The following is a 20750-nucleotide window of genomic DNA, read 5'->3' on the forward strand; positions in this document are numbered from 1 at the left end:
ATTACAGAATACAGATATGAAAAAGTTATTTCCGGTTTTATTCCTGATCTTTAGTCTAATGGTATCTGGCCAGAAAACGAAATCTTCTGCCGGAAAAAATTATGTAAGCTTTGTGACGTTACTTGACATTAAAAGCCCTACAAAAGATGAAGGCTATCCCATCAACGGGTATATGGTGAATTTAGATTATGAGAAAATCAAAAAGCTTAACGGCAGGAAAGTAAGGATCTCCGGAAAAGTGATTACTGTTAAAGGACTTACTAAAGAAGGAGGATTACAGCAGGGGAGATATGAGGATACCCGGCATATCCTGAATCCTAAAATAAAAGTTTTAAACTGATCCGGTAGTCAATAAAAGAGGTTATCTAAGGAATCAGCAATTGTCATTCTGAGCCTGTCGAAGAATCTCTAAAGTGAATCGTTTGAGACAATCTTGCTGCATTTTACCAGTTTTTATCGATCATATAAATGAGCTGTGTCATCACCACAGCACCCAGGAGCAGTTCTCTTCGGTTTACTTTTTCGAAAGTATCTTCTTCAGTGTGATGGATATCGAAATACCTCTGGGAATCAGGGACAAGCCCTGCGGCAGGAACCCCCATGTCATGAAGCGGGTAAAGATCTGTGCCGGAATGCCTTCTTTCAAAATGATAAACTCCATAAGGAAAGAATAAGCCTGCCCAGCTTTTGATCTGGTTTCTTTTGTTATCATCCATTTCCAGGGAGATCCCTCTTGGGGTAAATCCTCCGGCGTCGGATTCTATGGCAAAAAGATGCTTTTCTCCATTCTCTTTTACAGTTTTCCCATATTGTATTCCGCCTTTTACCCCGTTTTCCTCATTGGCAAAACATACTACCCGGATGGTATGGTTATTGGGTATCCCTAGTTTTTTGAAAGTCCTTAAAACCTCAATGCTCTGCACAATTCCGGCGCCGTCATCATGGGCACCTTCACCCACATCCCACGAATCCAGATGCCCACCAACTACAATAACGTTCCGGTCTTTTTTACCTGCGATTTCCCCGATAACAGAGTGGGTGGGCTTTTCGCCTTTCATTCCGCAATTGGAGTTCAGTTTTGCGGTAACTTTTTGAGATCTTAATAGCTTTTCAAGCTCATCAGCTGTTGTATTTCCTATGGCTACCGCCGGAATTTTTGTAATGCTTTCTTCATACCGCATGGATCCGGTATGTGGAACATCATCAAATGCGGAAGAAAGTGACCGGATAATAGCAAATTTGCCTCCTTTCTTTGCCGTCAGTGAAGCGGCAGTCGCTCTGTATATAGCAGCATCTCCATATCCTCTGAATGTTTCTACATAAGACTGGCTGAAAGGGTAGTTGAAAAAAATGATCTTATCTTTTACGTTTTCAGCATGAAGCTTTTCATATTCTTCCAAAGATCTCACCATAATAATCTCTCCGGAAACATCTTTTCCACCGGTACCTTCAGAATTTCCCAGGGAAAGCATTTTCAGGCTTTTCCATGATCCGCCGGAAGTCCTGATATGCAGGGATTCTTTTCCTCTTTCCCATAACGGAACTATTACTTCCTGAAGCCATACTTTATCAGCACCGGCCTCACGAAGTTTCTGAGCAGACCATTGTACCGATTTTTCGTAGCCTTGAGATCCGCTCAGGCGATGGCCTATATTTTTGGTCAGATCTTTAAGCTCCGTATATGCTTTTCCATTATTTAATATTTCTGTTGAAATGTTACTAAATTGTATAGAATCTTCTTTAGACTGGCTAAAGGCAGCTATGCTTAAAAGTAGTAATGAAGTTCCTAGTATCTTTTTCATTCTTTACCAGTTTTTATCAATCATGAAGATCATCTGTGTCATGGCAACTGCACCTAATAAAAGTTCCCGTTTATTTACTTTATCGAAGGTATCTTCAACAGAATGATGATGGTCAAAATATCTTTGGGTATCCACTACCAGCTCTGCCAGAGGAATATCAAGTTTTTTTAAAGGAGAAACGTCCTGTGTAGCATTCAATTGGTCGAAGTCATAAACACCATAAGGCTGAAAATAGTTTTTCCATTCGAATACGAGCCTTCTTCTCTGAGGAGGCATATCTAAAGAAAAGCCTCTCGGAGAATATCCTCCTGCGTCTGTACCCAGTGCGAAAACATGTTTTTCTTCTTTCTTTTTCACATATTCTGCATAAGTATCCCTTCCGTTCCCTCCGTTCTCACTGTTAGCGAAAAGAACTACTCTTATCGTATGATTATTGGTTATTCCTAAGCTTTTAAGTGTTCTCAGTACTTCAAGACATTGCACCACACCTGCACCATCGTCATGGGCCCCTTCTACAAAATCCCAGGAATCCAGTTGAGCACCCAGAAGAATAATCTTACTATCTTTATTTCCCGGGATTTCACCAATAATATTATGGTTAACAGTTTCACCTTTTAGCTCGGCGGTCATATTCAGTTTGGCTTTTACAGACTGTTTTTTCAGTAATCTTTCAAGCTCATCAGCAGACTTTACCCCGATGGTTACGGCGGGAATCCTTGTTTTGTCATCAGCTTCATAATAGATCTGCTTGGCATGGGGGGTATCATCGGAGTCTGTAGTTAAAGATCGGATAATTAAACCCCTGGCTCCTTTTTTTCCGATAACGGAAGCTGATAACAGTCGTGATTTGGCAGCTATTAAATAGGCATTTACGGTATTAACTATGGTCTGATCTATCGGGTAGTTGACAAATATGATTTTGTCCTTGACCTGGGGATAAGTTAATGCATTAAGCTCAGTGACATCTTGTACAAGAAGGATATCTGCGACAAGGTCTTTTCCGCCTGTACCTTCAGAATTTCCAAAGGAAAGCATTCTGATGTTTTTCCATTCCCCGTTTTCCGTTTTTATTTGCAGGGATTCTTTTCCTCTGACCCATATAGGAACTTTTACATTCTGTTTCCATATGGTTTCTGCGCCGGCTTCTTTCAGTTTTCTTTCCGCCCATTCGGTAGCTTTGGTGTAGCCTGCAGTTCCGCTGAATCGGGATCCGATCCCTTTTGTAAGCTCTGCAAGATTGTCGTAAGCTGTCCCATGAGTTAAGATCTCATCTGATATTTTTTTGAATTCTTCATGGTAATTGAACTTGGCAACCGGGCTTTTAGCTATTTTTTTTTGTGGTTTTTTTTGAGAAAATAAAAATCCACCCAAAAAGAGTGGAAGTATGAGAATGAATATTTTTTTCATTTTTTATTTACCTTTTCTTTTCCGTGTATAAAAGTAGGGAAAAATTAGTAATATATTAAGATTTCATATCATACATTAGCAGTGCGGTAACCAATTTCGGCTCAATGAACGTACATTTTGGAGGCATGCTTAATTTCTGGTCGGAAATCCTGATCATATCATTAAAGCTTACGGGATAAATTCCGAAACCTACCTTTCCTTCGCCACTATCAATTCTTTCTTTTAGAATATTAATTCCTTCAATATTGGAAGTTCCTTTGATATAGGAGATCTTATCTGAACTGTCAGGATCTTCTATTTTCAGGATACTTTTAAATATATATTTATCTAAAAGATGGTGATCCAGATTGTCCAGAGACATTTCCTGAGACCGAAGGTCGTGTTTTACATGAAGAGAATAAAATTTCCCTCCCAGATACATGGAAATATGAAATTTCTGCGAAGGATAATAGGGAGTGTGGCCTTTTTCGTGAATTAAAAAATAGTGTTCAAGCCCTTTCAGGAATTCTTCATTGGATTGCCCATTCAGATCACTCAGGATCCTGTTGTAATCGTGGATCTTGATAGACTGGTTGGAAACTATAAAACTGTAGACGAAATTGTAAGGTTCTGTGCCATTATGCCTTTTGTTCTTTTCTTTCTGATGCACGGCATTCAAAGCGGTAGAGCCTATCCTGTGGTGGCCGTCTGCAATATAGAAAGAGTCGATCTGATCGATCACTTCCTTAAATTGCTGCAACTTTAAACGATTGTCTATTCTCCAGATCTTATGCCTGATCCCCTTTGAGTCCACATGATTAAAAATAGGAACGTTCTTCTCCTCATGATTCATCAGAAGCTCGATCTTTGAATTGGCAGGATAGGTAAGAAGTACAGGTTCTGCCTGCAAATTTACTTTTTCCAGGTAGTGGGCCAGTTTTTCTTTTTTCTGGGGAATGGTACTTTCATGCCTTTTGATCTTTCCGTTCTGGAAATCTTCTATACTCGCCAAGCCGAGAAGTCCCCGGAAGACCTGTTTACCGGGATAGATCTGCTCATAAAGATAATACGCCGAATTGTCCTGGACCAGCTTTTTCTCATCCAGGAGTTCTTCAAATGTAGATCGGATCTTTCTCAGGTTCCGGTCTATATCTTTGGATTTACTTACTACATATGGTTTTATCATATGGATATAAGTGTCTTCAACTTGGGCTTTTTCCGCAATTTCTTCCTGGGTGAAATTATCCAGGGGATGGGTAGGGAAACTGCTCTCAAGGTCTTTATGAGGCCGTATTCCGCGAAAAGGTTTAAAAACAGGCATATTTAATTTATAGTTTCTTTTTTTAGCTTAATGATTTGTTCCGCAAGTTCAATTCCTATTTTTTCCTGCGCATCTATTGTATTTCCACCTACATGCGGGGAAAGGGACAGCGCCGGATTCATAAGTAACGGCAGCTCGGGATTGGGTTCACTTTCAAAAACATCAAGGGCCGCTCCTGCCACTTTACCAGACTCAATAAAATCGAGCAAGGTGACTTCGTTAATGACTCCTCCTCTTGCCGTATTCACGATATAAACACCATCTTTCATTTTTTCAAACTGGGGAGTATCTATAATGTATTCAGTGGTTTTTGGCGTATTGATGCTGATGAAATCCGTATCTTTAAGGAAGGCATCGGTATCATTGGTGGATGTAATTTCAAAATTAACGGTCTGACCGTCAAAAAAATCCAGCGTAAGGGCTTCGGTTCGGGGTTTTCTGGTCAATACTTTAACTTTCATACCCAATGCGATCCCCATTTTCACTACTTCCTGTCCTATGCTTCCGAAACCGATAACTCCCAGTGTTTTTCCTGAAAGCTCGTAGGCATTGCTGAACGATTTCTTCAATGCATTGAAATGGGTTTCTCCTTCCAGCGGCATCAGCCTGTTGGCCTCATGAAGGAATCTTGCCAGTGAGAAAAAATGGCCAAAAACCAACTCAGCTACAGATTTTGAAGACGCCGTAGGGGTATTGATCACCTTTATGCCTTTGCTTCTTGCGTATTCCACATCAATATTATCCATACCTATACCGCCTCTCCCGATAATTCTGAGAGTAGGGCAGGCATCAATAACGTCTTGTTTTACTTTGGTCGCACTTCTTACAAGAAGAACATCCACATTATTCTCATTAATGAAATTAATAACATGGTCCTGGGCAACACGGTTGTCCAGAAGTTCAATTCCTGATTCTTTTAGAGCCAGTTCCCCGGCTTTCGAAATGCCATCGTTAGCTAAGACTTTCATAGTTTTATTTTAATTCAAAACTTAAAGATTTAAAGGTTTTAAACTGGCGCAAAATAATAAAATTATATATAATGGCAATAATTCTTTAAGTTGTTGATTTTTAATATTTTAATTACTTTATCGATCTCATCACATCTACCAAAACCTGAACGCTTTCGATAGGTAAGGCATTGTATAAACTTGCCCTGTATCCGCCTAAGCTTCTGTGCCCGTTCAGTCCGTTGATTCTTGCTGCTTTCCAGGCCGTGTCAAATGCCTCTTTTTTACTCTCATCCAGCAACTTGAAAGAAACATTCATCAATGAACGGTCTTCCTTTACACAGAAAGTTTCAAATAAAGGGTTGCTGTCGATCTCATCATATAAAAGTTGTGCTTTTGCTTCATTTCTCTGCTCGGCTGCTGCTATTCCTCCATTATTTTCCAGATGCTGAAGGGTAAGCAGAGAGGCATATACAGGGAAAACAGGTGGTGTATTGTACATGGATTCCTTTGCAATATGCTGGGAATAATCTAACATGGACAGCATATTTTCTCTTCCCGTTTTACCCAGGATCTCTTTTTTTACCACCACTAGTGTAACTCCCGCAGGTCCCATATTTTTCTGGGCACCGGCATAGATCAGGTCGAATTTTGAGAAGTCCAGTTGTCTTGAGAAAATATCTGAGCTCATATCACACACCATCAGGGTATCCACTTCCGGGAAAGACTTCATTTGAGTTCCATAGATCGTATTATTTGAAGTGCAATGAAAATAATCATAATCTGAAGATACCGTATAGCCTTTCGGAATGAAAGAGTAGTTCTCTTCCTTTGAAGAGCCTACAACGTCTACATTGCCTAATTTTTTAGCTTCCTTGATTGCTCCTGCAGCCCAAGTTCCTGTATCCAGGTAAGCCGCTTTTCCACCTACTTTCAGAAGGTTGTAAGGTACCATGGCAAACTGGAGGCTGGCCCCACCGCCTAAATATAAAACTTCATAATCATCACCCAGATTCATCAGCCTCTTTACTATGGCACGCGCTTCATCCATTACGGGAACAAAATCCTTGCTTCTGTGGGAAATCTCAAGGATGGATAAACCGATACCGTTAAAATCTAAGATAGCTTCTGCTGATTTTTGAAATACCTCCTGCGGTAGTATGCATGGTCCTGCGCTGAAATTGTGCTTTTTGCTCATATTTTTATTTTGTTTTACAGGACTGGCTGTCCTGTGGTTTCATTTTTATTTTTGATCAGATTTTATATTAAAATTAAAAACCGTCTCATATTGGATGAGACGGAGCTTTTTATTCACCGTGTAAGAATGCTTTTTTATTAAGTAAAGCATCTTCGGATTCTACATGGTCCTCATCCGGAACGCAGCAGTCTACAGGGCAAACGGCGGCACACTGTGGCTCTTCATGAAATCCTTTACATTCCGTACATTTATCGGTTACAATGAAGTAAACGTCATCATTTACGGGCTCCTGCGGGGCATCAGCATCCACAGTTAAACCTGAAGGCAACGTCACAGTACCGTTCAGTGCAGTACCATCGGAAGCTTTCCAGTCTACGGCTCCTTCATATATTGCATTATTGGGACATTCCGGTTCACAGGCTCCGCAATTGATGCATTCATCAGTTATTTTAATAGCCATCGCTAATTTTTTTTAAATTTGCACAAAATTACAAAATATTCCCCAATTTTAAAGCAATTATGAGTATTGAAAATCGTGTTTTAGGACTTGCTAAATTAAGTGTTTATATCAAAGGGTTTTTAGCAAAAAATCAGGAAGATTATAATAAAAGTGATCTTAATTTTGAGTTATTGTTAAAGAAATCTGAAATAGAAAATCCGTGGTTTACTGTTGATAATCAGAAATTTGCTTTACAGCAATGGTGTGATCTGCTGACTGAGGAAAATATAAAAAAATGGCTTAAAGATTATGCAATCTCTAAAATAACAAAAAGGGTAGGACTCATCCTGGCAGGGAACATTCCTTTGGTAGGGCTGCATGATATCATTTCCGTTATTTTAAGCAATCATATCCCGGTGATCAAACTGTCTTCGAAGGATAAATACCTGGTTCCTTTTCTCCTGAAACAATGGAAAGAGTTTTCCGGTAATGAAATTGAATATGAGTTTGTGGAAAAACTGGAGAATTTTGATGCGGTAATTGCAACGGGGAGCAATAATACGGCGAGGTATCTGGAGTATTACTTTAAAAACCAGCTGAGCATCATCCGTAAGAACAGAACCTCTATTGCGGTTTTAAAAGGCGATGAGACTGATGAAGAACTGCAGCTTCTGGCTCATGATATTTTCAGGTATTTCGGACTGGGGTGCAGGAATGTGACTAGGATTTTTATCCCGCAGGATTTTGTCCTTGACAGATTATTTGAGAACTTTCTGGATTTCCAGGATATTATCCATCATAATAAATATGCCAATAATTATGATTACAACAGGGCGGTATACCTTTTGAATCAGGAGAAATTCTGGGATAATAATTTTGTAATGCTGAAAGAAGATGCTCAATTGTTCAGTCCGCTTTCTGTGATCAATTTCAGCAGATATGCTTCTTTGGAAGATGTGAAAGGCTTCATTGCCGAAAATGAAGAGAATATCCAGTGTGTGGTTGCTAAAGAAGGGCTAGGATTTAATTCGATCCGGTTTGGAGAGGCACAAAATCCGGGATTGAATACCTATGCGGATAATGTGGATACCATGAAGTTTTTGGAAGTTATTTAATTCTTTGTATATTTCCGTATTATCATTCTAAAATCCCCAAAGGTTATGAAAAGTATTTTTTTAGTCTTTTCCGTTCTGGTCGTACAGTTTTGCTTTTCGCAGAAGGTTAAAAATGTTCAAAAGAAAGAGAGTAAAAATACTCAGCAAAAATTTTCATTGGATAAAGGACAGATCGCTCTCTTTGATGGCCAGTTTGTGAAATTCATTGCTGCATTACAATCTTCTGACCGGAAAGCAATGGAAAATTTGCTTTCTCCTAAAGCAAAACAAGCTATTACGGATAATGTTTACAAAAAACTGTCCACAGATATTAACTTTAATAAAAAGCTTGTGATATTTAAAACAGGCTACAAATCGATGATAGGCGGAGGAAATTATCCGATGATCCAGTATAAATATTCTGATGATGTATCTGAGTTTCCAAAGGAAATTATTACTGCAGTTTTTGAAGAAAACGGAAAGATTTTAGGAATTAAACCATATAAACAGGAAAAGTAATTAAAAATATAAAAACTATGATGACAGATGTTTTAGTGGCCCATTCTACAGAAGTGGAAAGAGCAGAATTTTATAAAAAAACGTATTTGCATGTTGCTTTATCGATCCTTGCTTTTATCGGGGTCGAAACTATTTTGCTGAAAACAGTGCCAGTAGAGATCATTAACCTGATGTTTGCCCAGAATTATACCTGGTTATTGATCATAGGGGTGTTCTGGCTGGCTTCCATGCTGGCGAGCAGATGGTCTTTATCACAAAGCAAATCGACCCAATATTTCGGATTGGGGTTTTACATCCTGCTTGAAGCTGTGATTTTCTTACCTCTGATCTATATGGCAGCAGGTACGGCCGGAGGTGCGGTGATCTATCAGGCAGCGATGCTCACTATTGCTATGTTTGCAGGGATTTCTGCTATAGCCTATACTTCGAAAAGAGATTTTTCTTTTTTGAGGAATATCATTATCATCGGAGGTTTTCTTTCGATCGGGCTGATCGTTGCAGGGGCCATTTTCGGATTTAATCTAGGATTATGGTTTTCCGTGGGAATGGTGATCTTGGCTTCTGCAAGTATTTTATATGAGACCAGCAAGCTTAAGGATACTTATACGACCGGACAGTATGTGGGGGCTTCTTTGCAGCTTTTTGCTTCTATTATGCTGTTGTTCTGGTATGTTCTGAGAATTTTGATGAGCAGAAGAAGCTGAGAAATCTGATAAGCTATAAAAATAAAAAAATCCCGATGAAACATCAGGATTTTTTTATTTTTAAGAAGAGTAGATATTAGGAATTTTTCAAGCTTTTAATAGCTTATAAGTGACTATTTGTCAATAGATCCTAAAACCTTCTGGGCAAAAGAATTTAAAGCATCTTTCTCACTCATTCCGTTCTGAACGCTGGCATGAACTTCCAAAGCTCCACAGATATTTGTGATCAGCTCTCCGGCAACATTCAGGTCTTCTTCACTGGTTCCCCTGAATTCACAGAAGCTTTCCAGAACTTCTAAAGTCTTTTCAAGGTTCTCTCAGGAGTCTGATTCTGATAAAACTGTCTTATGATGGGTAATTTCATTACTTTAATTCGTTAAATAAGTTGATTAGACTTTCAGTCTGGTTAGACTGAACCTGATTAACCAGTTCTCCATTCTGAAAGATCGCAAAAGTAGGTAAGTTATCTACTTTAGCCAGTTTTCGGCTTTCAGGCAGTTTTTCTGCATCTACATATAAAAATGGAATATTTTCGTTTTCAGATGCCAGTTTTTTGAATTTAGGCTTCATGATCCTGCAATTCCCGCACCATGTTGCCCCGTACTGAACCACTACTTTTTCATTGTCGCTTACAATATTTTGCAGCGTATCTTCTGTTAATTCCGTATACATAAGTTAAATTTTAACTTGTAAAATTTAACAATGTAGCAATTAAATAATTTAACAATTAAGATTCTTGAGACATCCTATTGTTACACTGATATATTGCTACATTGTTACATTATTTTAAATTAGTTCTTTGCTAAATATTCTGCTGTTGAACTTCTGTCCGCTTTCATGGCTTCTTTCCCTTCTTCCCAGTTTGCAGGACAAACTTCTCCATGCTTCTGAACGTGAGTATAAGCATCGATCAGCCTTAAATATTCTTTTACATTTCTTCCAAGAGGCATATCGTTTACGGACTCATGGAAAATTTTTCCGGTTTCGTCGATTAAATAAGTTGCTCTGTAGGTTACATTTGAACCTGTGAAAGTTTCGTTTCCGTCTTCATCATATTCGAAATCCTGATCTACAATTCCTAAAATGTTGGCCAATTGTCTGTGAGTATCAGCTAGAAGCGGATAAGTTACTCCTTCGATACCTCCGTTTTCTTTTGCAGTATTTAACCAGGCAAAGTGTACTTCATTAGTATCACAAGAAGCTCCGATCACTTTGGTGTTTCTTTTTTCGAACTCACCTAAAGCATCCTGGAAAGCATGAAGCTCAGTCGGGCATACAAAAGTGAAATCTTTCGGGTACCAGAATAAAAGAACTTTCTGCTGGTTGGCTGTTGTTTCTTCAAAGATGTTGATTCTAAGATCATCACCCATTTCAGACATCGCATCGATGGTTACATTCGGGAATTTTTTTCCTACTAAAGACATAATTTTCTTATTTTTTTATATTTAAATTTTCTGGTGCAAATATAAAAATAGTTCATCTATCAAACAAATGTATTTTGATAAATAAAATCTATAATTATTTTTGCGATCTGTCCAAATAAAAAAGCCCTGATTTCAGGGCTTTTAGTTTATTTTAGTAACCAAAAATTTCATTGAGGTTGAGTTTCTTCACTTCTCCTAATTTCTGCATATCGGTTTCTTTTACTTTGTCTTGAGAAGCCACTAAACAATACGTGTAGTTTTTGCCTTTCATTTCCTTATCATGGAAGTTATTGATATCCGTAAAAGTCAGTTTTGGAGCCTGTTCGTAGACATTCTTTCTCATATCGAAATTATTTCCAAGCTTCTGGGCTCTCAGATAGGAGAAAATAATTCCGTCCTGAGTCACTCTTTCGGAAGCAATGGATTTCTTTAATCCGCTTTTCGCCGTTTCAAATAACTGCTCGGATTTTGGAAGGGTAGTCAGAAGTTCGTTCATTGCAGTGGTAGACTCATTGAACTTGTCCGCCTGTGTTCCTACATAAGCCGTAACCATATCTTTATCCTGCTTTTTGCCCGGAAGGGAGAAATAGGAATAGGTGGAATAGGCTAATGCTTTAGATTCTCTGATGGTCTGGAATACAATAGAGCCCATACCGCCCCCGAAATAGTTATTAAATAAGTTTACGGTAGGGGTAATACCCGGATTATACTGTTCACCATTCCTTACCCAGAAGACTTCGGCCTGAACCATATCATAGTGCGCAAATAATACTTTATTCTTATCTGTAGGGATTTGTGCAAAGGTTTTAGACTTCGGCATTTCCTTTAATGTTGCCGGAAGCTTGTGAACCGGAGTCAAAGAGGCAACTACCTCACTTCCTGATTTCGGACCGTAGTACAATACTTTATGCTTATGATTGAAAAGATCATGAAGAATATTCACCAGGTCTTCTGCTTTTAAAGCATCAAGCTCAGCATCGCTTAAAACATTGTTGAACGGGTTTTGAGGGCCGTATTGCGCGTAGCTTCTTAATCCGGACATGATAGCTCCTTTGTTCTGTTTGGCATTGGCTCTGGATTTTTTCAGTCTTGCTTTATAGGCTTCCAATGCTTTCTCGTCCGGCTGACAGTTTTTGATAAGGTCCTCAAATAAGGCGATGGTTTTATCGTAATTTTCGTTCATACCTTCCAGTGTAACGGATGTTTCCTCGTTTCCGGCATTTACGCTGAAGCTGGAAGCAAGTTTATAAAATTCTTTACTGAGGGTTTCTGAAGATTTGTTTTTCGTTCCCAGATACTGAAGGTATTCTGCTGCCAAAGGAAGCATCTTGTTATTCCATTTTCCGGAATCAAAATGATAATAATGCCTGAATAATGAATTGTCGGTATTTTTCACTGAAAGTACCTCAATACCATCCAATTTATTTTTAGCAATATCTTTATCAAAATTCAGCCATACCGGAGAAATTGCCGCCTCAGGCATTTTTTCTATATTCTTCAGGAATTCAGACTGGTCTTCTCTGTTGACGGAAACAGGAGTGATGGTAGGCTTTTCGACTTTTACAATATTCTTGTCCTCACCTTTTCTTTTATAGACCGCAACATAATTGTTGTCCTGAAGATATTTTGAAACGAAATCCATAATATCTTTTTTGGTAAGATTTGAAATTTCGTCCACATATTCCAGAGTTGTTTTATGGTCAACCTCAGAAGTGAATTCATCCATCAGGGATTCGGCTCTTGAAGTATATTTTTCATTTTTCTGGATGATATTTTTCTTTTCATTATTAACGATAGACTGGATCAGGTCATCTGAAAATTCCCCTTTTCTCAATTTATCGATCTCCTGAAGTAACAGGCTCTTCACTTCATCCAGAGACTGTCCTTCCGTAGGATTTCCCTGTAATAAAAGAACGGAATAATCTTTCAAAACATAAGGGAAAGCATAAGCACCCAATAATTTTTGTTTTTTTACCAGATCCAGGTCAATAAGGCCAGCCTGTCCGTTCGTCAGCATACTTCCGATAAGACTCAGCAGCCTTGCGTCTTTGGTGGTAGCTCCCGGAAATCTGAATCCTATGGTAATGTTTTCAGGGTTTGGTCCGTATACTTCCCTTACAATAGGAGCTGTGATCGGTTTTTCCTGTTCCACTTTATATTCAGGGACAGGTTTGGATTTCATGTAGGAGAAAGCCTTGTCGATCTTAGCGATCATTTCATCGGGATTAAAGTCTCCGGACATAATCACGCCCATATTATTCGGAACGTAGTAATTGTTGAAATATTCCCTGATCGCTTTTAAAGAAGGGTTCTTTAAATGTTCAACAGTTCCGATGGTGGTTTGTTTTCCGTAATTATTGTTCGGGAAAATAGCTGAAAACATAGCTTCGTAGACTTTTCTGGGATCATTATCCAGCCCTCTGTTCTTCTCCTCATAAACGGCTTCCAGCTCTGTATGGAAAAGCCTTAAAACAGGTTCTCTGAATCTTTCTGCCTGAACAGCAAGGAATTTATCAGCCACGTTTGCAGGAATATCTTCAGTATATACAGTCTGTTCAAATGATGTGAAAGCGTTGGTTCCGTCAGCACCCATTCCGGACATCATTTTGTCATATTCGTTGGCAATGGCAAACTTTGAAGCTTCACCGGAAACTTTATCGATTTCTTTATAGATCTCTTTTCTTTTATCCTCATCCTTAGTCTGGTTGTATTGTTCATACAGTGCATCGATCTGGTCTAAAAGGGGTTTCTCTTTCGCCCAGTCTTTGGAACCGTATTTATCTGTTCCTTTGAAAAGCATATGCTCTAAGTAGTGGGCGAGGCCGGTATGATCTGAAGGGTCAGTTTTACTTCCTGCTTTTGTAGCAATGAAAGTCTGAATTCTGGGATCTTTTTTAGTGGGACTCAAAATAACGGTAAGTCCGTTTTTTAATGTATAGTATCTCGCTGATGTAGGGTCATTGGTCACATATTTATACGCATAGCCATTAGACTTAGCCTCTTTCCACTGAAAATCCTGTCCGTAAGCGTAGCCTGTAAAGCTTGCCGCTGCAATGCTTGTAACAATTGTGATTCTTTTTAAAAAGTTCATTGTAATCTTATGTTTATTAATTAAATTTTATCAGTAATTCCTTGATTCTTCTCATGGATTCTCTCAGATCTTCCTCGGATGCCGCATAAGAAAACCTTATACATTCAGGGCTTCCGAAGGAAACACCGCCTACACAGCCTACATGGGCACGATCCAGCAAGAACATGGCAAAGTCATCAGAATCCTTGATTTCGGTTCCGTCCAGTGTTTTTCCAATGTAGTAGGAAACATCAGGGAAAAAATAGAATGCGGCTTTAGGTAATACGACCTTAAATCCGGGAATCTCTTTGATCAGCTCATAAACAAGGTCTCTTCTTTTTTCGAAAGCATCGATCATATATCTATATTCCGAAGGGTCAGTTTTTAAGGCGGTTATTGAAGCTCTCTGCGCCATTGTATTGGCACCGCTGGTCATTTGCCCCTGAACTTTCTCACAGGCTTTAGCCAGCCATTCCGGACACGCTGAGTAGCCAATTCTCCATCCTGTCATGGCATAGGCCTTGGACATTCCGTTGATCACGGCAGTCTGTTCATAAATTTCCGGGAACTGGGCAATAGAGGTAGTTTGGGTTTCGTAATTGATGAATTCATAGATTTCATCGGAAATAACGGTAATATGAGGATATTTGGCAATAACTTTAGCCAGAGACTGCAGTTCATCATAGGTATAATAACCGCCTGAAGGATTGCATGGTGAGCTGAAAAGTATGGCTTTGGTTTTATCGGTAATTGCTTCCTGCAGCTGTTCTGCAGTAATTTTGAAATCGGTTACGTAAGAGGTGGGAAGCATTACAGAGGTTCCGCCCATCATTTTTACCATTTCGTCATAACTTACCCAATACGGGGCGGGAAGCAATACCTCGTCACCGTCGTTGATAATAGCTGCCAGAACGTTTAAAATAGCCTGTTTGGCACCGTTTGAGACACAAATCTGAGAAGGTTTGTAATCAAGGTTATTATCTCTTTTCAATTTGTAGGCAACGGCTTCACGAAGCTCTAAAAATCCCGGAACAGGGGAGTAGTGGCTGTAATTTTGATTGATGGCGTCAAAAGCTGCCTGCTTTATGTTATCCGGAACATCGAAATCCGGTTCACCGAGAGTTAAACTGATAACGTCTATTCCGCTGGCTTTCATTTCCCTTACCTTATTAGACATTACAAAAGTTTGTGAGTAACCTAGTCTTTTTACCCTATCTGAAAGTTTGTCCATGTATTTTTTTGAATTTTAACAAATATATAATAAAAACTAATTTGAATAAAATGTGAAATAAAACTTATTTTTGCTGATTATAATAATTGGCATGTCTATATCATTACTACTAAAATACTTTCCGGATCTTACAGAAAATCAGGCAGAACAGTTCACAAAGCTGGAAAAGCTTTATGAGGAATGGAATGAAAAAATCAACGTGATTTCCCGAAAAGATATGGAATCTTTGTATGAAAAGCACATCCTGCATTCACTGGGAATTGCTAAAGTGATGGAGTTTACGCCTGGAACAAAGGTTTTAGATATTGGAACCGGTGGCGGTTTTCCGGGTATTCCCTTAGCAATTCTGTTCCCGGAATCTGAGTTTACATTAATAGATTCCATAGGTAAGAAAATAAGTGTGGTGAATGCGGTGGCGGAAGGGATCGGGCTGAAAAATGTAACGGCTATCCACGGCAGGGCAGAGAAGCTGAAGGAAAAATTCCATTTTGTAGTAAGCAGAGCGGTTACACAGATGCCGGAATTCCTGAGATGGCTGAAAGGAAAGTTTGAAAAAGAACAGTTCAACCTGAAACACAACGGAGTCTTATATTTAAAAGGCGGAGACCTTGCTGAAGAGCTTGCAGGGCTTAAATGTGAGATCTATGCCCTTAAAAACTATTTTGATGAAGAATTTTTTGAGACCAAAAAAGTAGTGTATCTCTCAAAGGGTAATTTTAATTCTTAATTTAATATAGAAATTGTTTTAAAGTAATCTATAGTTCCGATAGTTTTAAATAGTACTTTTGTCTGGCAGGCTTTAAAGGCTTTATCTCAAATCAAATTTATCGATTGTATTATATTTCGTAATGTAAAAGCTGATCCCGGTAAATAATGCATACTTATCTTCTCAATTAAGGTTTATTGTTCTACAATAGTAAGCGCATTATAAGCCCCACTATCAAAAGTATTGAACTGGCTCAATGTGGTGTCAACAAATGCTACCGTGATCCAGGTAAAAGGCCTCAATTTATCTCCTTTGTTCATATAAACACTTACAGTGCACGCAGAGCCTACCGGAACGGCATTTGGACTGGCGCCGGTATCTGAGGAATAGCCATTGTTGGTTTTTACTCTTTGGGTAATTGTCCCACTTGAATTTCTAACTTCCCAAATAGCTTCTGTCTGGTTATTGCTTCCGGTGTTTACCTGGCTGGATGCCAGTGCAAAAGTAAAAGTAGCAAAATATACCCCCGTCCTTGGTGCTACAAACTCACCCGTGGCCGGATCAAAATTATCTGTTGGTACTCCCGAGTCTGAATCTAGTTTTTGTGTCCAATTGGTCAGGTAGGAAGACCGCCTCTGCATAATCCCTGCTTTGGGCCCTATTTCAGAAGGCGTACCGCTCTCGAACACATAGGTATCTTGGGTAGTTTTAACCGCCATTACTACAATTCTGGGCTTTCCTTTGGGATAGATCCCTACCCAGTTTGTACCATCAGAGAACTCCAGATAGCCTTTTACCCCAATAGCCGGACTGGCCACATAACGCACAGCTCCGGCTCCGGCAGCAGAAGCAGTTTTATCAGTATACCCTATGCCTACCGAACCATTGGTGCCATTTCGCAGATCTATGGCCATTTTGGGAATGGCAACTCCAACACCAATCTTGCCAGTCTTATCCACTATGAATTTTTCTGTTGCGGCTACTTCTACAGCATTGTTGCTGTCCGGGTTAAGAGTGCCTACACCCATTTGCGCGTTGATATGGGCTGTCAAGAATAAAGCAAGGCCAAAAGCCCCGGTCTTTTTTATTTTATGATGTGAAAGTCTCATTATCTTACTTTTTATAATTCGCTGATGCTTATATTATTTAAGGCCCCGTTATTTAAAACATTTCTTCCGCTGCTTATATTATGCTTAACCGTAAACCTTATCGTATTAGTCGCTTTAAGATTAAAAATGGCATTGCAGTTTCCACTGATGTAGTTACTTACAGATCCTGCCTGAAACGCAGGGTAAGAATTTACCGTTTTGAAGACCGGAATATTATCGCTGCCACTTCCAATTGCTTCTATTGCTGTTTCTATAAAGGTATTATTCGGTATGGTACCAGTTGCCAGGGTAATGCTGAAAGATACTAAATAGAATCCGTCCCGTGGTGCCGTAAAAATACCGCTAGACGCATTAAAATCACCACTGTTCCCTATAATAGTATCTGCGGTTTCAGTCCATCCGGTAATAATGGTTACGGTATTGTTGGAAATAGACTGGGACGAGCTTTTGTATGCATTAACAAGAGCTTTGGCGGGTGCCGTAATAACCAGGGGAATCCATTGTTCACCATCAGAATATTCCAAAAGTGCAGTGGCGGTGTTATAGCGTATAGCCCCACCTCCTGCGGCAGAGGCTGCCTGTGAAGCATTAGCCCCTATGCCTATAATACCTTTCTGATCAGATGACCGCAGATCAACCTTTGTTACAGGAGCTACCACACCGACCCCGAAATTTCCTGCCGAACTTACTACAACATCGTTGGTGGCTTTGGTCGTTGAAGTACTACCATTGTCTTTAGCAGCATCTACATGAAAAGGATTTGCCGGGTCCAATGTTAAAACTCCGGTCTGGGCGGTAAGATTACCCGTGTAAAAAAATAGAATATAAGCAGACAGCCGGTATATAATAAATTTCTTTTTCATGATCTGTTTTTTAATGTTCTATGATGGTCAGATTATTAAATCCGTCATTAGGATTCGCAGGGTCTAAAGAATTGCTTGTTACTCTAAGCGAAAGCGTACCACTTGAAATAAGAGTATGAAATAATCTGACTACCACTCTTGTACCTGCTGTTAATGTAAGTGTAACAGTACTTGAGCCGCCTGCCTGGGTAGACCGTGTCTGATTTGCATCATCAGAAACTCCGGTCATGGACTGCCCAAATGTTTTATATACACTTGCCAGAACAGTACTGGTTCCAACATTATAAAACTGTGATTCTACTCTGGAGCCGTCAATGATGGTAGTACCATTAAAATTAAAAGTCAGTAAAAATGTGTAAGTTCCATTGCGGGGAACGAGGAACTCGCCTGAATTAAAATCAAAACTGTTGCTCATGTCACGCACCTCATACCAGTTGATAATATTAGTTGCTGTATTGGGAGCTATTGACTGACCTGAAATTTTACGTGCTACCACTACCGCTTTTTGAGGTGCAACATATATTTTGTTCCATACAGCACCGTCTGATACCTGGAGCTTTGCTCCTGTGGGTATGTTAGTTACATCATAACGTACAGCCCCTGCCGCTGCCGCTGATGCCGTCATAGTAGTGGTATCTAATCCCAACGCATTTTCTGTACCGGAAGACCGCATATCCAGCTTTACGGTTGGAGCTAAAACGCCCACGCCTACGAACCCTGCATTTGTAACTACAACATCATTCGCCAGCTGTGCGGTGGTAGGTGCGGCAGGAGCAGTAGCATCATTATCCTTTGCTCCGTCGATATGTAAAGCAGCCTTAGGGTTTCTGGTGCCTATGCCGGTTTGGGCATAAGCAAAACCGGTAGAATAATATAATGCAGAGATCATCAGCATTGTATATATTCCTTGACATTTATTTTTCATTTTAAAGCAATTAGGATTATTTATAATCGGTTTCTTTCAACAGAAGCTTTTCCAATTTTTCCATACGGGATTTTAAATAATCGATCTCTGACTTTTGTCTGGCAATCTCCTGCTGTTGCTCAATAGTGTGCAGATACAATTCTTCTATTTTCTCCAATTGCTGCATGGATAATTCTGACAGGTTAACAGTATAGCCGTTTTTTGTTTTTATAATATCATTAATAGAGGTAACCCCCGGCAGGTGCTTGTGGGTTTTGATATATTCTGCGACTTCCTTTAATGATTTGAATTTATAGTCTTCGTTTATTTTTGAAATTCCGTCAAAATAATCCTCGAACACATAGTCGGCATATTTAGCTGTACCTGTGTAGAAAGCTCCTGTAGTTGCAATATCACCTGTTACGGATAATTTGGGGGTAATGGTAGATCCATTGGATGAGAACGGAGCAATAGGTGTAGAAGATCCTATAGAAACATTACCTGTCTGATAAATATTCTGTGCATTGGTTGTAGCAGCTGTAGAACCACCTTGTACCTGCCAGGGCTCTGTCGGTATGGCAGCAGGAGTTTGCCAGCTTGCATTGCCATTAGCATCAGAAGTAAGCACTTTGCCTGCACCCTGAGAAGTGTCTTGTAAATTAAAACCTGTACCCGCTGCTGCTGAAACAACTTGCAATTTTGTAGAAGGTGTAGTAGTTCCTATTCCCACATTGCCCTTGAAATAATTCGGGAGACTGTTGTCACTATAGAAAGACCACTTGTTGGTGCTGCTTACAAAAGTGTCTATTTGGGAGCCTGCATAGAAAGCATAGAAATTATCAACCGTAAACTGTGCAAGAACATCAGATGTTATCCCTTTGTATGTCCCAAAGGTGTTAGAGGCATTTCCTCTTACCTCATTCAGTATCCCGTATACTGTTGGCTGCTTAGCGGTGCTAAAAAGATCCAGACGATTATGTAAACCATATAAATTGGTAACAGTGGCACTTCCGCCAGGCATAAAAGTATAGTTTTGGATGCCTTTCATGGTGGGCACTGTAGTTGCCGCTGCGGATGACTTACTTACACTGCTGTACAGGCCGTATATGGCTCCGTTAGGGCTTGCTGTATAGTTGGAATTAGAGGTGTCCAATGCCTGTATTCTGACACCCATTACAGAATCCGCAAAGTTAGTTGATGAACTATTGGCTATTTCTACATTGAGGTCTGCTCCTCTGTAAGATCTGGCTGCATTAGCTCCCAAACTGACAGTCTGATATCCATAAATATTGGGCCATTTGGTGGTATTTTCTACTGTAACGGTTTCTGCAACATTTAGTCTTCCTGCGGGAGTGGCAGTTCCTATTCCTACGTTTCCCATCTGGTAGATATTCTGTGTGTTAGAGGATGCAGGAGCGTTGGTAGCGACATTATTCCATGGTTCTATCGCCTGTCCTGTTATTTTCTGCCAGATGCTGCCATCAAAGTAGTAGTACCCTTCTGCTGTAATGTTGATGGTTTTTGTGTTGATAACACCTGCATCAGAACTGGCACTGGTGGCATAGATAATAGCACCTTTTTGTGGCGTATCATAAAGTGCATCTTTGTCTTTGATCTGATTGCCGGTTAATCTTGGGGCAATTATACCTTCTGCATTATCTGTAGGATTGTTCCCTGTGAAGGTTTTGGCTGTAATATCAAAAGTTGCCTTTGGCTCGGAATTATTAATCCCTATTTGCGCTAAAGCAAAACCGGAGAATGCCAGCATTGAAATACTTAATAATTTTTTATTCATAAGCTTGACTTGTTTAAGGCTGAATTTGTATACAAACTATTATTTGAGTGTTGTTGAAATGAAAAAACAGCTTGGTGCTGTTTATTTATTTCACAGGTCAGAAATAAACTGAACCTTTAATTAAAAATAGTTTATGCTGGAATCTTTAATGTTTATTCAGCAAAGCAACGATAAAAAATTATTAGGGAGCAAGAATTATCTAAATGAAATTCCGAAAACCTATCACAAAATTCCGAAT

19 protein-coding genes and 1 pseudogene are annotated in these 20750 nt (G+C 39.5%); 5 read left to right on the top strand and 15 right to left on the bottom strand.

What is annotated here, in order from left to right; genetic code table 11:
* Window positions 1-16: 16 nt before the first annotated feature.
* Window positions 17-340 carry a hypothetical protein gene (locus tag HNP38_RS02850; protein ID WP_184184134.1) on the top strand — a complete coding sequence of 108 codons (324 nt, stop codon included), beginning with the start codon at window positions 17-19 and terminating at the stop codon, window positions 338-340.
* A gap of 103 nt (window positions 341-443) precedes the next feature.
* Here the strand turns inward: HNP38_RS02850 and HNP38_RS02855 are convergent, their stop codons facing one another.
* The 6 genes from HNP38_RS02855 to HNP38_RS02880 all read right to left on the bottom strand — a co-directional run bounded on the left by HNP38_RS02855 (window position 444) and on the right by HNP38_RS02880 (window position 7114).
* A complete protein-coding gene (locus HNP38_RS02855) occupies window positions 444-1802 on the bottom strand; it encodes a M28 family peptidase (RefSeq protein WP_184184137.1) in 1359 nt (452 codons plus the stop codon).
* 3 nt (window positions 1803-1805) lie between these two features.
* Window positions 1806-3209, bottom strand: a complete 1404-nt coding sequence (locus HNP38_RS02860; RefSeq protein ID WP_184184139.1) for a M28 family peptidase — start codon at window positions 3207-3209, stop codon at window positions 1806-1808.
* Between the two features lie 55 nt (window positions 3210-3264).
* Window positions 3265-4509, bottom strand: coding sequence for a DUF1015 domain-containing protein (locus HNP38_RS02865; RefSeq protein WP_184184142.1), 1245 nt, complete (start codon window positions 4507-4509; stop codon window positions 3265-3267).
* A gap of 2 nt (window positions 4510-4511) precedes the next feature.
* Window positions 4512-5477 carry a D-2-hydroxyacid dehydrogenase gene (locus HNP38_RS02870; protein WP_184184145.1) on the bottom strand — a complete coding sequence of 322 codons (966 nt, stop codon included), beginning with the start codon at window positions 5475-5477 and terminating at the stop codon, window positions 4512-4514.
* Window positions 5478-5589: 112 nt separating this feature from the next.
* Window positions 5590-6654, bottom strand: coding sequence for a 3-phosphoserine/phosphohydroxythreonine transaminase (gene serC, locus HNP38_RS02875; RefSeq protein WP_184184148.1), 1065 nt, complete (start codon window positions 6652-6654; stop codon window positions 5590-5592).
* Between the two features lie 109 nt (window positions 6655-6763).
* The gene (locus HNP38_RS02880; RefSeq protein WP_184184151.1) at window positions 6764-7114 is read right to left on the bottom strand and encodes a 4Fe-4S binding protein; all 351 of its coding nucleotides are present in this window, start codon (window positions 7112-7114) and stop codon (window positions 6764-6766) included.
* A gap of 59 nt (window positions 7115-7173) precedes the next feature.
* Here HNP38_RS02880 and HNP38_RS02885 point away from each other — a divergent pair, with 59 nt between their 5' ends.
* The 3 genes from HNP38_RS02885 to HNP38_RS02895 are packed head-to-tail and all read left to right on the top strand — an operon-like array spanning window position 7174 to window position 9410.
* Complete coding sequence (locus HNP38_RS02885) at window positions 7174-8208, top strand: acyl-CoA reductase (RefSeq protein ID WP_184184154.1); 1035 nt, start codon at window positions 7174-7176, stop codon at window positions 8206-8208.
* Window positions 8209-8253: 45 nt separating this feature from the next.
* Window positions 8254-8706, top strand: coding sequence for a peptidylprolyl isomerase (locus tag HNP38_RS02890; RefSeq protein ID WP_184184157.1), 453 nt, complete (start codon window positions 8254-8256; stop codon window positions 8704-8706).
* Window positions 8707-8723: 17 nt separating this feature from the next.
* The gene (locus HNP38_RS02895) at window positions 8724-9410 is read left to right on the top strand and encodes a Bax inhibitor-1 family protein (RefSeq protein WP_184184160.1); all 687 of its coding nucleotides are present in this window, start codon (window positions 8724-8726) and stop codon (window positions 9408-9410) included.
* 113 nt (window positions 9411-9523) lie between these two features.
* Here the strand turns inward: HNP38_RS02895 and HNP38_RS02900 are convergent.
* From HNP38_RS02900 to HNP38_RS02920, 5 genes and pseudogenes are all read right to left on the bottom strand, one after another.
* Window positions 9524-9774, bottom strand: a pseudogene (locus tag HNP38_RS02900) (DUF6952 family protein).
* Window positions 9774-10082, bottom strand: a complete 309-nt coding sequence (locus tag HNP38_RS02905) for a thioredoxin family protein (RefSeq protein ID WP_184184163.1) — start codon at window positions 10080-10082, stop codon at window positions 9774-9776. The pseudogene HNP38_RS02900 and the gene HNP38_RS02905 overlap by 1 nt, the downstream one beginning before the upstream one ends.
* 119 nt (window positions 10083-10201) lie before the next feature.
* Window positions 10202-10834 (bottom strand): peroxiredoxin, encoded by a 633-nt coding sequence (locus tag HNP38_RS02910; RefSeq protein WP_184184166.1) that lies wholly within the window; start codon window positions 10832-10834, stop codon window positions 10202-10204.
* Between the two features lie 151 nt (window positions 10835-10985).
* Window positions 10986-13925 carry a M16 family metallopeptidase gene (locus tag HNP38_RS02915; protein ID WP_184184169.1) on the bottom strand — a complete coding sequence of 980 codons (2940 nt, stop codon included), beginning with the start codon at window positions 13923-13925 and terminating at the stop codon, window positions 10986-10988.
* Between the two features lie 16 nt (window positions 13926-13941).
* On the bottom strand, window positions 13942-15135 hold the full coding sequence (locus HNP38_RS02920; RefSeq protein ID WP_184184172.1) for a pyridoxal phosphate-dependent aminotransferase: 1194 nt from the start codon (window positions 15133-15135) through the stop codon (window positions 13942-13944).
* 91 nt (window positions 15136-15226) lie between these two features.
* On the opposite strand from HNP38_RS02920, the gene rsmG reads away from it, so the two are divergent.
* On the top strand, window positions 15227-15862 hold the full coding sequence (gene rsmG, locus HNP38_RS02925; RefSeq protein ID WP_184184175.1) for a 16S rRNA (guanine(527)-N(7))-methyltransferase RsmG: 636 nt from the start codon (window positions 15227-15229) through the stop codon (window positions 15860-15862).
* A 173-nt stretch (window positions 15863-16035) separates the two neighbouring features.
* Here rsmG and HNP38_RS02930 read toward each other — a convergent pair whose 3' ends face one another.
* The 4 genes from HNP38_RS02930 to HNP38_RS02945 are packed head-to-tail and all read right to left on the bottom strand — an operon-like array spanning window position 16036 to window position 20512.
* Window positions 16036-16950, bottom strand: coding sequence for a hypothetical protein (locus HNP38_RS02930; RefSeq protein ID WP_184184178.1), 915 nt, complete (start codon window positions 16948-16950; stop codon window positions 16036-16038).
* 11 nt (window positions 16951-16961) lie between these two features.
* Window positions 16962-17813 (bottom strand): hypothetical protein, encoded by an 852-nt coding sequence (locus tag HNP38_RS02935; protein ID WP_184184181.1) that lies wholly within the window; start codon window positions 17811-17813, stop codon window positions 16962-16964.
* 10 nt (window positions 17814-17823) lie between these two features.
* Window positions 17824-18738, bottom strand: a complete 915-nt coding sequence (locus HNP38_RS02940) for a hypothetical protein (protein WP_184184184.1) — start codon at window positions 18736-18738, stop codon at window positions 17824-17826.
* 16 nt (window positions 18739-18754) lie between these two features.
* A complete protein-coding gene (locus HNP38_RS02945) occupies window positions 18755-20512 on the bottom strand; it encodes a hypothetical protein (protein ID WP_184184187.1) in 1758 nt (585 codons plus the stop codon).
* Window positions 20513-20750 lie beyond the last annotated feature (238 nt).

The organism is Chryseobacterium defluvii (genome assembly GCF_014204415.1).
GTDB lineage: Bacteria > Bacteroidota > Bacteroidia > Flavobacteriales > Weeksellaceae > Chryseobacterium > Chryseobacterium defluvii_A.

Coding starts and splice junctions, on each gene's coding strand:
- HNP38_RS02855 (WP_184184137.1), bottom strand. CDS start 1,802: ATGAAAAAGATACTAGGAACTTCATTACTACTTTTAAGCATAGCTGCC.
- HNP38_RS02945 (WP_184184187.1), bottom strand. CDS start 20,512: ATGAATAAAAAATTATTAAGTATTTCAATGCTGGCATTCTCCGGTTTT.
- HNP38_RS02870 (WP_184184145.1), bottom strand. CDS start 5,477: ATGAAAGTCTTAGCTAACGATGGCATTTCGAAAGCCGGGGAACTGGCT.
- HNP38_RS02895 (WP_184184160.1), top strand. CDS start 8,724: ATGATGACAGATGTTTTAGTGGCCCATTCTACAGAAGTGGAAAGAGCA.
- HNP38_RS02905 (WP_184184163.1), bottom strand. CDS start 10,082: ATGTATACGGAATTAACAGAAGATACGCTGCAAAATATTGTAAGCGAC.
- HNP38_RS02890 (WP_184184157.1), top strand. CDS start 8,254: ATGAAAAGTATTTTTTTAGTCTTTTCCGTTCTGGTCGTACAGTTTTGC.
- serC (WP_184184148.1), bottom strand. CDS start 6,654: ATGAGCAAAAAGCACAATTTCAGCGCAGGACCATGCATACTACCGCAG.
- HNP38_RS02865 (WP_184184142.1), bottom strand. CDS start 4,509: ATGCCTGTTTTTAAACCTTTTCGCGGAATACGGCCTCATAAAGACCTT.
- HNP38_RS02885 (WP_184184154.1), top strand. CDS start 7,174: ATGAGTATTGAAAATCGTGTTTTAGGACTTGCTAAATTAAGTGTTTAT.
- HNP38_RS02915 (WP_184184169.1), bottom strand. CDS start 13,925: ATGAACTTTTTAAAAAGAATCACAATTGTTACAAGCATTGCAGCGGCA.
- HNP38_RS02850 (WP_184184134.1), top strand. CDS start 17: ATGAAAAAGTTATTTCCGGTTTTATTCCTGATCTTTAGTCTAATGGTA.
- HNP38_RS02860 (WP_184184139.1), bottom strand. CDS start 3,209: ATGAAAAAAATATTCATTCTCATACTTCCACTCTTTTTGGGTGGATTT.
- HNP38_RS02940 (WP_184184184.1), bottom strand. CDS start 18,738: ATGAAAAATAAATGTCAAGGAATATATACAATGCTGATGATCTCTGCA.
- HNP38_RS02880 (WP_184184151.1), bottom strand. CDS start 7,114: ATGGCTATTAAAATAACTGATGAATGCATCAATTGCGGAGCCTGTGAA.
- HNP38_RS02930 (WP_184184178.1), bottom strand. CDS start 16,950: ATGAGACTTTCACATCATAAAATAAAAAAGACCGGGGCTTTTGGCCTT.
- rsmG (WP_184184175.1), top strand. CDS start 15,227: ATGTCTATATCATTACTACTAAAATACTTTCCGGATCTTACAGAAAAT.
- HNP38_RS02920 (WP_184184172.1), bottom strand. CDS start 15,135: ATGGACAAACTTTCAGATAGGGTAAAAAGACTAGGTTACTCACAAACT.
- HNP38_RS02910 (WP_184184166.1), bottom strand. CDS start 10,834: ATGTCTTTAGTAGGAAAAAAATTCCCGAATGTAACCATCGATGCGATG.
- HNP38_RS02935 (WP_184184181.1), bottom strand. CDS start 17,813: ATGAAAAAGAAATTTATTATATACCGGCTGTCTGCTTATATTCTATTT.